The sequence below is a fragment of the Acinetobacter sp. WCHA39 genome, assembly GCF_002165385.1.
GTDB lineage: Bacteria > Pseudomonadota > Gammaproteobacteria > Pseudomonadales > Moraxellaceae > Acinetobacter.
Genome location: NZ_NHRP01000053.1, coordinates 1 through 10,924, shown reverse-complemented (window position 1 = coordinate 10,924; position 10,924 = coordinate 1). Strand labels below are relative to the sequence as shown.

Here is a 10,924-nt window from a genome sequence, read left to right as displayed (position 1 = left end):
GGAAGGGATTCATCTGCTGTATCTCGAAATAAATAAGATATTTAGCTTATCATGTCAGCCTATTTGCAACAGTGCCCCAAAAAGTAGGGTATGTCCGGGTAAGTTCTGTCGAGCAAAACACTGGACGTCAACTTGAAGGAATTGAGGTCGACCGGATTTTTGTTGACCGTGCTTCAGGTAAAAATACTGACCGACCTAAATTTCAGGAAATGTTGAACTATGTCCGGGAAGGGGACAGGGTGATTGTACATTCAATGGATCGTTTTGCGCGAAGCCTAAAAGATTTGGTCACTGAAGTAGATAAACTGGTCAAACGAGGGATCGCCATCCAGTTTGTAAAAGAAAATATTACTTTTACAGCCGAATCCACCCCGATGGATAATTTGATGCTTCAAATGATGGGTGCTTTTGCACAGTTCGAACGTGAGATCATTTTAGAGCGGCAAAAGGAAGGAATAAAACTCGCCTCTGCTCAGGGGAAGTACAAAGGTCGGGTGCATAAACTAAAGCCTGACCAAGCTGAAGCTTTACGACAAGCATGGAAGGAGGGGAAGTATCCATCGAAAATGGCATTAGGGAAAGCTTTTGGGATTAGTCGTCAGGCGGTATACCGATATTTACAAGTTAGTGAATAGCTTATTGGGATTAGCAACTAAATTTAGTTTAACTTATAAAAATCATGAAACACTGTTCGAATTTTAAGCGTGGAACATGAATAATCAATAAAAAGCCGCTCTGCTGGTGCCCTATATTTCAGAACGGCTTGCTTTAATATAATGATATTTAAAGAGAAATATCAAGCATTACGTATAACGTGTATTATGTTAATTTTAGGAAAAGTGAAAAATAATCTACAATAGAATCTACGAAAAATTGGCCATCAATTATGCCTGATTTCTCCAGTGGAAATAATTGGATTGTGAGATCCCCCACTCAAAATCATAAATTAGAAAGAATTGAAGCATTTCTTTCCAATTATGCTTATAAACCTCACCGACATGATACTTATGCTATTGGCAGGACTCTTTCCGGAGTTCAAAACTTTCATTACAAAGGTACATTGCAACATAGCTTGCCAGGCATGACTATGGTTCTACACCCGGATGAAAAGCATGATGGTGAATCAGGAACATTAGATGGCTATCGCTATAGAATGATTTACATCGAACCAGCGATGATCCAAACCATTTTAAAGGGTAAACCTTTGCCTTTTATCAGACATGGCTTAAGTAATGATATTCGCCTGTTTAGGGCAATGGATAGCTTTCTAAATAATATAAATAATTATATGGATACCCTAGAAGAGGAAGATGCTCTATTTGATTTGGCAACTACACTGTGTGAAATTTCAGATACTTCATCTAACCAAAACAAAAAATTTGACTACAAGGCAGCAGAGAGAGCGCGTGAGTGTATTTTGGCGTATCCACATGAAAACTTAAGTTTGTCAGATTTAGAGAAACATGCTGATCGTGACCGCTGGAGCCTTTCTCGTGATTTCCGATTATTATTTGGAACTAGCCCACACCGTTATATGATCATGCGTCGCTTAGAAACAGTTAAGTTCTACCTTGCTCAAGGGGAGTCTATTGTTAATGCTGCTTTAAATGCAGGCTTTTTTGATCAGAGTCATATGACCAGACATTTTATAAAAACATTTGGTTTAACTCCCACTCAATGGAAAATGATAAATATTAAAAGATAGCCGTTCGATTTGAACGGCTAATTTGTCCTACAGCAGATTTATTCCATTAAGAAAATCTTTGAACATAAAAAGCCCTGATAAAATCAAGAGTATACCCATCAGCTTATTTAGCCGATTAAACCAGATAGGATTAGCAATTTTGTTGCCTAATACTTTTCCAACCAGAGCATAGGTGAATGGTGCGCCAACAGCACCAAGTGAAATCAGTAAAGAAACTATCAAGATCATGATTCCTGTGATTTTGGCTGCAGGGTACATAATTGTCGTAACAGGTAGAATGACGAGAATGGCTTTTGGATTTAATAACTGAATAAATAAGCCATTTAAGAATGTTAGATGGCTTTCTTGCTGTTGAGTTGTTTCTACATTCGCCCTAATCATTTTTATAGCCAAGTAGAATGTATAAATTGCACCCGCTAAAGCAATATAATGAATCAATCCATGTGGAATAACAGCTTCACCTATATAGCCAAACAATACGAATAAGATCAACATGGCGAAACCAATGCCTAGGTAAAATCCTATAGTCTTTTTTAATTGACCTGTAAGGCCAGAATTTAGCCCCATAAAATTTACAGGGCCTGGGCTATACATAACGCTTAATGTATAAAGAAATATTTCCACAGAGTTCACTCAATTAGATAGCAATAAACATCAAAGAGAGAACGGTATCGAGTTATAGGCCTTAAAGATTGTACGTTTGTGCTGAACTAATTAAAAATTTCTATTTAACTTATGTTCACCTAAAGTTCACTTCATAAGTGTATAAAGAAACTATGTATTGTATTTTCAATTGCTTATATAAATATTAGTCTTGGTTTAGAATTTTAAAGTTCATGAACTATGAGAAAAAACTAAGATACGATCAAAATTGTAGAACAACAAAATTATTTATACTAATTTACAAGCCACGCTGTTTAAGCGTGTCATTAAAAAATAAATCTTTTAATCTCTCCACACAATCTCCACACAATCTCCACACAACATCAGCAATTCATAAACACTGCTATTTCAAAATAGTAGTATCTAAAACCCCCCCTCTGAAAAAGCATGTCAACACATTATCATTTAATAGGTTCAATACTTATTACAACTGTACTTTTAATCGGCTGTACACAAGCCAAAGATGCTGAACAGTCCCCAACAGAAATGCCACCAGCGGTTGTCAGTACCATCACGGTATTACCGCATTCCATGAATTTAATTGAAAATCTTCCAGGCCGTGTTGTCGCTTACCGTATTGCTGAAATTCGCCCGCAAGTAGGTGGAATTGTTGATAAAGTACTTTTTAAGCAAGGCTCTTATGTGCAAGCAGGTCAACCGCTTTTTAAATTGAATTCTGAAATATTTCAGGCAGATGTAAAAAGCAATCAAGCCACTTTAAACCGTGCACAAGCTGAGGTGACACGTTTGCAGGTGCTGTTAAAACGCTACACTGAATTAGTAAAAGTAAATGCGGTTAGTCAGCAGGAATACAACAATACCGAAGCAGATTATCAAAAAGCAAAAGCCGATGTGGCGCAAATGCAAGCCATGTTAAGCAGACAACAACTTAATCTTAAATATGCGACTGTTACAGCCCCTATCTCGGGAACGATTGGTGAAATCTTAGTGACTGAGGGTGCATTAGTTGGTCAAGGTGATACTAATGCAATGGCCGTAATACAACAGATTAATAAAGTCTATGTTGATGTAAAGCAATCAATTAGTGATTATGAAAAACTACAGGAAGCTTTACAGCAAGGTGACGTGTCAAATACCAAACATACGGTTGAAATCCTAAATAGTCAGGGTAAACCTTATAACGTTACAGGTGAAATCCTATTTTCGGATACTAAAGTTGATCCTGATACGGGTGATGTCACAATCCGTATTTTAGCCAATAATGAAAATCAAAAACTTTTGCCAGGCATGTATGTTCGAGTCAATATGAGCCGAGCTCAAGTTGAAAATGCGCTCCTAGTTCCAGAACAAGCGATTCAACATGATATTAGTGGTAAAGCCAATGTTACGATTGTTAATCAAAAAGGTTTAGCGCAAAGCAAGCCTGTTCAGCTTGGTCAACGTTATCAAAATAACTATGTGATCAAACAAGGGTTACAAGCAGGTGAGAAAGTCATTGTTGAAGGGGCTGATCGTATACAGCCTGAGCAAAAATTAAAAATTAAGCAGTGGCAACCTACAAATATTAAGGAAAATGGAGGACAGCAATAATGTCCCAATTTTTCATTAGGCGTCCTATTTTTGCATGGGTGATTGCTTTATTTATTATTCTGTTGGGTGTACTAAGCATCCCCAAGTTACCTATTGCACGATTCCCAAGTGTTGCGCCACCACAGATTAGTATTACGGCAATCTATCCAGGTGCTACGCCAAAAACATTGAATGATAGTGTTGTGACCTTGATTGAGCGGGAAATGTCAGGTGTCAAAAACTTACTTTATTACAGTTCAAGTTCAGATAGTTCTGGAACAGCAACAATCACCGCAACATTTAAACCAGGTACAGATGTAGAACTTGCACAAATTGATGTGCAAAACAAAATTAAAGCCATTGAGTCACGCTTACCTCAAACAGTGCGACAACAAGGGCTGATGGTCGATGCTGCGTCGTCTGGTTTTTTAATGATGGTGGGCTTAAGTTCACCGAATGGCAAATATAGTGAAATTGATGTCAGTGACTATATGACTCGCTATGTGATTGAAGAATTAAAGCGGGTTGACGGTGTTGGTAAAGTCCAAAATTTTGGTGCTGAAAAAGCCATGCGGATTTGGGTCGATCCAGATCGTTTGGTTTCTTATGGATTGAGTATTCAAGATGTGAATACAGCCATCCAAAACCAAAACTTGCCGATATCACCAGGTCGTATTGGTGATGTTCCTGCTTTGACGGGGCAACAAATTACTATTCCTTTAACTGCTCAAGGTCAATTAGAAACTGTAGAGCAATTCAAGAAAATTAGTTTACGTGCTCAACAAAATGGCGCCAATGTTCGACTGTCGGATGTCGCTCGTGTCGAAATCGGGGCACAGATGTATAACTTTGCGATTTTAGAAAATGGCAAAGCCTCTACAGCTGTGGCGATACAAATGAGTCCTGGTGCCAACGCTGTCAAGACTGCAGAAGGTGTTAAAGCGAAAATTGAACAGTTAGGTTCAGCACTGCCTGATGGTATGAAATTCTCTATACCTTACGACACTGCACCTTTTGTAAAAATCTCGATTGAAAAAGTAATCATGACATTGCTTGAAGCTATGGCATTAGTTTTTATTGTCATGTTTATCTTTTTACACAATGTTCGATACACCTTAATTCCGGCGATTGTTGCACCGATTGCATTGCTTGGCACATTCTCAGTCATGCTGCTTGCTGGTTTTTCGATTAATGTGCTGACCATGTTCGGTATGGTGCTTGCGATCGGGATTATTGTCGATGATGCGATTGTGGTCATTGAGAATGTTGAACGCATTATGGCGACAGAAGGCTTATCTCCAGTTGAAGCCACATCTAAAGCCATGAAGGAAATTACCAATCCGATTATTGGCATCACCTTAGTGTTAGCCGCTGTATTCTTGCCGATGGCATTGGCGTCAGGCTCAGTGGGGATTATCTATCGTCAGTTCACCATTACCATGTCGGTTTCAATTTTATTCTCAGCTTTCCTTGCACTGACATTAACCCCTGCGTTATGTGCAACGATGTTAAAACCGATTGATCAAGACCATCAGAAAAAGGGTGTTTTTGCATCGTTTGATCGCAGTTTTGAGAAGCTGAACAATCGCTATGAACGCAGTTTATTTAAAGTAATTAAACATAAAACCCTCGCAATGTTATGTTTCTTAGGCATTGTCATTGTGCTGATTTTTAGTTTTAAACACGTTCCGACTGCGTTTATGCCAGAAGAAGATCAGGGGTGGTTTATGACTTCGATTCAACTTCCTGCGGATGCAACTCAAGAACGTACCCGTAAAGTCGTTGCTGAGTTTCAAAATTATTTAGACCAAGAAACGGGGATTAAAGACAATATGGCGGTCTTAGGTTTTGGTTTTAGTGGATCTGGTCAGAATACAGCGATGTATTTTACCAATCTATTGCCATTCGAAGAGCGTACTATTACGGCACAAGAAGTCGTGAATAATGCCAATATAGCGATGGCTGAAAGTTCAGAAGGTCAAACCATGTCTGTGTTACCACCAGCAATTGATGAATTGGGTAACTCATCTGGTTTTTCACTGAGATTATTAGATCGTGGCAATATTGGCATGCCTGCTTTAAGAGAAGCACAAGATCAGCTTTTAGCATTAGCAGCACAAAGTAAAATCGTGGCGGAGGTCTATCCTGAAGGTTTGCCAGATGGCAGTTCTGTACAGCTTAAAATTGATAGAGATAAATTGCAGGCATTAGGTGTTAATTTCAGTGATGTGACCGATATTATTTCAACCTCAATGGGTTCGATGTATATCAATGATTTTCCAAATCATGACCGTATGCAGCAAGTCATTGTGCAACTTGATGCCAAATCACGCATGAGTATTGAAGATATTCTTCAGATTAAGGTGAACAGTCAAAGCGGTAAATTGGTTTCAATGTCTGAAATAATTACTCCAATTTGGCAACATTCCCCACAACAATACAATCGTTACAACGGTCGTCCATCATTGAGTATTTCTGGCAGTCCAGCAGCAGGTATATCTTCAGGACAAGCCATGACTGAGATGGAAAATTTGATTGAACAACTTCCGAAAGGTGTGGGTTATGAGTGGACTGGGATTTCTCTAGAAGAAAAACAGTCGGAATCACAAACCTTGTTTTTATTACTGTTGTCGATGTTAGTCGTTTTCCTTGTCTTGGCAGCGCTTTATGAAAGCTGGTCAATTCCATTCTCTGTGATGCTAGTTGTCCCTCTAGGGTTGATTGGCGCCTTTTTAGCAGTAATGTTACGTGGTATGCCAAATGATATTTTCTTTAAGGTCGGCATGATCACGATTATTGGTCTATCTGCAAAGAATGCTATTTTGATTGTTGAGTTTGCAAAAGCACTAAGAGAAGAAGGAATGGGTTTAGTGGAGGCAACCGTTGCAGCCGCTAAATTGCGCTTACGTCCAATCCTAATGACATCTTTGGCATTTACCTGTGGCGTTATTCCTTTAGTCATTGCCAGTGGCGCTAGTTCTGAAACTCAAAAAGCGATTGGTACAGGCGTCTTTGGCGGCATGATCAGCGCAACAATTCTAGCTGTTATTTTTGTACCGATTTTCTTTATTGTCGTCATGAGCATGGTTGAGAAATTCTCGAAACGTAAAGCGGCACATTAAGCATCAAAACTGAGAATAAAAGCTGTGGGTTAACGAGTTTAGCCCACAACAAATCTTTCATTTACATCTTTATTTCAGAATTGATTTAATAAACCATCAATATAGGTTTAATCATGAAAGCTACCAATCTTGATCCGAAACGCTGGTGGATATTGCTCGCTGTCGTGCTTGCATTTCTGCCGATTGTGATTGATATGACTGTACTGCATGTTGCGGTTCCCTCATTAACCCAATCGCTGAGTGCCACAAGTAACCAAGTCTTATGGATTATTGATATTTATCCATTACTTATGGCTGGACTTTTAGTTCCGATGGGAACTTTGGCTGATCGTGTCGGCAATCGTAAGATTCTGCTGATTGGCTTGGTTATATTTGGAATTGCCTCAGTCCTTGCGGCATTTTCCCAAACGGCTTCTATGCTGATTGCCGCACGTGCTTTATTAGCATTAGGCGGTGCCATGATTATGCCCTGTGTATTGGGTATTATTCGCAGAACCTTCGAAGACAGTCGCGAACGTGCCATTGCGCTGGGTATTTGGGGCACAATCGGATCAGCCGGTGCCGCCATTGGACCGCTCATTGGTGGGGGATTGTTAGAATATTTCTGGTGGGGTTCAGTTTTCCTGATTAACGTCCCAATCATGCTGGTTGTCGCACCAATGTGCTATTTCTTATTGTCCCGAAAAGAAGCTATAACCCCTGGACATTGGGCATTTGGTCAAGCGCTATTGCTGATTGTCGGTTTGATTTCGTTTGTATATGCACTAAAAGCAGGCTTAGGCGGTAAACAGTCGTTGTTGATTGTCTTGCCTTTGGTCGTTTTATCTATCGGCTTATTAACCATATTTGTACGCAAACAGCTGAATTCTCCTCAGCCGATGCTAGATCTTTCGCTATTTTCACGTCCTGCTATTTTAGCCGGCATTATTATGGCAATGGTTGCTGCAGGCGCTTTGGCAGGGGTTGAGTTAACTTTGGCAATGGAGCTGCAATATGTCATTCGTTTAACACCGCTGCAAGCCGGTCTTTTTATGGTTCCGATTATGGTTGCGGCCGCTATTGGCGGGCCTATTGCTGGTTTTTTATCCAATAAATTTGGACTCCGTCTGGTTGCGACCATGTCATTAATATTGGCAGCAATTGCGTTGGTCAGTTTGAGTTATTCAGATTTTCATCATCCGGGAATCATCGTTCCCTTTATTTTAGCTTCGATTGGATTAACACTGAGTATTGGTTTAACAGCTTCATCCATTGCGATCATGGGCTCAGTACCTGCAGAAAAGGGCGGTGCGGCAGGTTCACTTGAAAGTACAGGTTATGAACTGGGTACAGGACTAGGTATTACTTTATTTGGTGTTTTCATGGCCTATATATTTGGCAGTCATCTTCAAGTGCCGTCAGATTTAACTGCTGTTTTAGCAGAAAAAGCCAGACTTTCGATTGGTGATACCTATTTAGTGGCGAGCCAGTTACCCGTTGAACAAGGTACAGCATTGATTAACGCAGGTAAAATTGCCTTCAGTTCAGCTCATGTTAATTTATTATTAACAGCAGGGATTATCATCGGGATACTCTCCATTGTGGTATTTTTTATGCTAGCTAAATATCGAGATGAGAATTCATTGTGATGAAATTTATTTGAGGATCATCAAACAGAATGGTTAAGTTCAGACATCAATTTATCTTAAATTTATGGTTTAAATTAAGCCGTATTAATCTGAACTTAACACATTATAAATGAGTTGATGTCTTACGATTTAGTTGAATAGTAAAACAGCTGCCACCTAAGTTTTTGGATTTAGAATAATAAATATGACCTTGGTGTGCTTCAATAATTGCATCAATCACTGCCAAGCCTAATCCAGTACCGCCATCTAGACATGATCTAGAGTCTTCCAGTCGATAGAAGGGTTTGAACAGGTGTTTAAGATGCGATTCATCAATACCAGGACCTTCATCTTCAAACGTCAATACCCAATGTTCTGCTGTGGTTACAGATGTAATATTTATTTTTCCAGCATTCGAATATCTTAGAAAGTTAGAGAACAATGCAATAAAGACCTGTTCCATCCTTCTTATATCAACGCAAACCAATTTATCCGTCAAATTTAAAACAATAGTTAAACCTTTAACATGAAACCGTTCATTAAACATCTGCAGACATTTTTCAATACTATTTTTTAAATTGGTCTTTTCTAGTTCTAATCGTAATTGTTTATTTTCAATAAGTGTCAGTGTCCGTAAATCTTCCACAAGGTAAGATAAGCCTTCGACTTGGTTCAATAAGCTTAGGTGTAAAGCTTTATCGGCAATAAATATACCATCGACAATACCTTGCAAGCGACCTTGTAATATTGTCACAGGTGTTCGTAATTCATGTGCAATTGCAGCATTCCAAACAGTTGAATTCTTAACTGATACTTCAAGTTGGTTTGCCATTTCATTGAAGTTCTCAATAAGAGACTTGATTTCATGTGGAATATCATGATGTGGCTGTTTAATTCTGAGTGCTAAATTGCCTTGTTGAATTTGTTGAATAACATCTGCTAAATCACTAATTGGCTGTGTATAGCGTTTTCCATATTTAAAGGCGAGGATAGTAGAAAGAAAAAAGCCTGTTAATAGCACTAAAAACAGCCAGATAAAGTCAACGGAGGTAACTGAAAATTCATTTGAATTAATAACTTGTGTATTTAGAAAACCTATTTTTATCGCCCAGCTATAAACAAAATAGCCAATCATGAAAGATAACAGCGTAATGCCTAAATTGAATAGGCTCATCATGATAATAAACTGGAAGTTAATTCCAACAGAATTTTTAAAAAAGTTAAATTTCATGATTTTGATCTAAGCGATACCCCACGCCACGGACATTGATTAATAAGCCATTTACATCATTTTCTTCAAGTTTTTTGCGTAATTTGCTGATATGGCTATCTACAGTGCGATCTAAAGCATCACTTTCAGGCATACAGTTTTGGATCAATTCATTACGTGTAAAGACTTTATTCGGTGTTTTTGCCATCAAAAACAGTATCTTATACTCAGTTAACGTAAGGTTGAGCAACTGATTTCTTTGACCATTTGAAATGTAAACTTGATGATGATCTGGATTAATTTCAATATTTCTATAACGAATAATATTAGTTATTTCCATATTTTGGCTTGTACTTCGTCTAAGTACGGCTTGTATTCGTGCAATCACTTCGTTTGGGTTAAATGGCTTAATAATAAAGTCATCAGCACCCATTTTTAGCCCCATGATCTTATTCACTTGATCATCTAAGGCAGTCAGCATAATGACAGGTAAATGACTTGTTTGACGGATGATTTGTAGAATTTCCCAGCCATTTAGTTTGGGTAATTTAATATCAAGGAGAATCAGGTCGATAGAGTTGGCTTTTAGGCACTCTAAAGCTTGTTGTCCATCCAATGCACGGATGACCTGCATGTTTTCATTTTTTATGTATTTTTCAAGAATGTCACCAATATCATAATCATCTTCTACAACGAGAATGACGCTGTTTTCGAAGCTGTGCTGTAGATTTGGATACATATATTTTATCTTAGATGAAGTAGCTATGCATTTTAACATTTAATTGTGTAATGGAGATGATTAGACGAGCAGTCATTTATATTTGTAATTGAGGGGTGACATATAATAAAATTCGTTGCATATCAGTATTAATGAACAAAATGTCAATTATCATTCATTTAACATAATGGCTGTTATACGAAACGAGAGTGTTAGAACCCATTTAAAGTGTCTATATTCTCACCAATAAAAATGTCCGGTTTCTCCGAGGTAAAATATGACTTTTGAACAAAAATAAGCCATTGTTTATTCTTTTTATTTCCAACAAAATTCCAGAACTCATCTACTTCGAGAGATTCATAATGACTT

The 10,924-nt window shown here is 38.3% G+C and carries 8 protein-coding genes and 1 pseudogene; 5 read left to right on the top strand and 4 right to left on the bottom strand.

Annotated features, from left to right (window positions below):
• Positions 1–71 precede the first annotated feature (71 nt).
• Together CDG56_RS15915 and CDG56_RS15910 are read left to right on the top strand one after the other, a co-directional pair.
• The gene (locus CDG56_RS15915; protein WP_032073152.1) at positions 72–635 is read left to right on the top strand and encodes a recombinase family protein; all 564 of its coding nucleotides are present in this window, start codon (positions 72–74) and stop codon (positions 633–635) included.
• A gap of 251 nt (positions 636–886) precedes the next feature.
• On the top strand, positions 887–1,705 hold the full coding sequence (locus CDG56_RS15910) for an AraC family transcriptional regulator (RefSeq protein ID WP_032073151.1): 819 nt from the start codon (positions 887–889) through the stop codon (positions 1,703–1,705).
• Positions 1,706–1,732: 27 nt separating this feature from the next.
• On the opposite strand, the gene CDG56_RS15905 is transcribed toward CDG56_RS15910, so the two are convergent.
• The gene (locus CDG56_RS15905) at positions 1,733–2,329 is read right to left on the bottom strand and encodes a LysE family translocator (protein WP_074163998.1); all 597 of its coding nucleotides are present in this window, start codon (positions 2,327–2,329) and stop codon (positions 1,733–1,735) included.
• A gap of 426 nt (positions 2,330–2,755) precedes the next feature.
• Between CDG56_RS15905 and CDG56_RS15900 the strand changes: the two genes are divergently transcribed.
• The 3 genes from CDG56_RS15900 (at position 2,756) to CDG56_RS15890 (ending at position 8,648) form a co-directional block, all read left to right on the top strand.
• Complete coding sequence (locus CDG56_RS15900) at positions 2,756–3,919, top strand: efflux RND transporter periplasmic adaptor subunit (protein ID WP_032073150.1); 1,164 nt, start codon at positions 2,756–2,758, stop codon at positions 3,917–3,919.
• Positions 3,916–7,020, top strand: a complete 3,105-nt coding sequence (locus tag CDG56_RS15895; RefSeq protein ID WP_270915313.1) for a multidrug efflux RND transporter permease subunit — start codon at positions 3,916–3,918, stop codon at positions 7,018–7,020. Before CDG56_RS15900 ends, CDG56_RS15895 begins: the two co-directional genes overlap by 4 nt.
• A 113-nt stretch (positions 7,021–7,133) precedes the next feature.
• Positions 7,134–8,648, top strand: a complete 1,515-nt coding sequence (locus tag CDG56_RS15890) for an MFS transporter (RefSeq protein WP_032073148.1) — start codon at positions 7,134–7,136, stop codon at positions 8,646–8,648.
• A gap of 103 nt (positions 8,649–8,751) precedes the next feature.
• Here CDG56_RS15890 and adeS read toward each other — a convergent pair whose 3' ends face one another.
• The 3 genes and pseudogenes from adeS to CDG56_RS16990 all read right to left on the bottom strand — a co-directional run.
• The gene (gene adeS, locus CDG56_RS15885; protein WP_032073131.1) at positions 8,752–9,858 is read right to left on the bottom strand and encodes a two-component sensor histidine kinase AdeS; all 1,107 of its coding nucleotides are present in this window, start codon (positions 9,856–9,858) and stop codon (positions 8,752–8,754) included.
• Complete coding sequence (adeR, locus tag CDG56_RS15880; protein WP_032073130.1) at positions 9,848–10,576, bottom strand: efflux system response regulator transcription factor AdeR; 729 nt, start codon at positions 10,574–10,576, stop codon at positions 9,848–9,850. Before adeR ends, adeS begins: the two co-directional genes overlap by 11 nt.
• Positions 10,577–10,845: 269 nt before the next feature.
• Positions 10,846–10,924 (bottom strand): annotated as a pseudogene (locus tag CDG56_RS16990) (IS1 family transposase); the annotation flags it as partial.

Excerpts from the sequence above, each read along its gene's own strand:
- adeS (WP_032073131.1), bottom strand. The coding sequence starts at position 9,858 with ATGAAATTTAACTTTTTTAAAAATTCTGTTGGAATTAACTTCCAGTTT.
- adeR (WP_032073130.1), bottom strand. The coding sequence starts at position 10,576 with ATGTATCCAAATCTACAGCACAGCTTCGAAAACAGCGTCATTCTCGTT.
- CDG56_RS15900 (WP_032073150.1), top strand. The coding sequence starts at position 2,756 with ATGTCAACACATTATCATTTAATAGGTTCAATACTTATTACAACTGTA.
- CDG56_RS15910 (WP_032073151.1), top strand. The coding sequence starts at position 887 with ATGCCTGATTTCTCCAGTGGAAATAATTGGATTGTGAGATCCCCCACT.
- CDG56_RS15890 (WP_032073148.1), top strand. The coding sequence starts at position 7,134 with ATGAAAGCTACCAATCTTGATCCGAAACGCTGGTGGATATTGCTCGCT.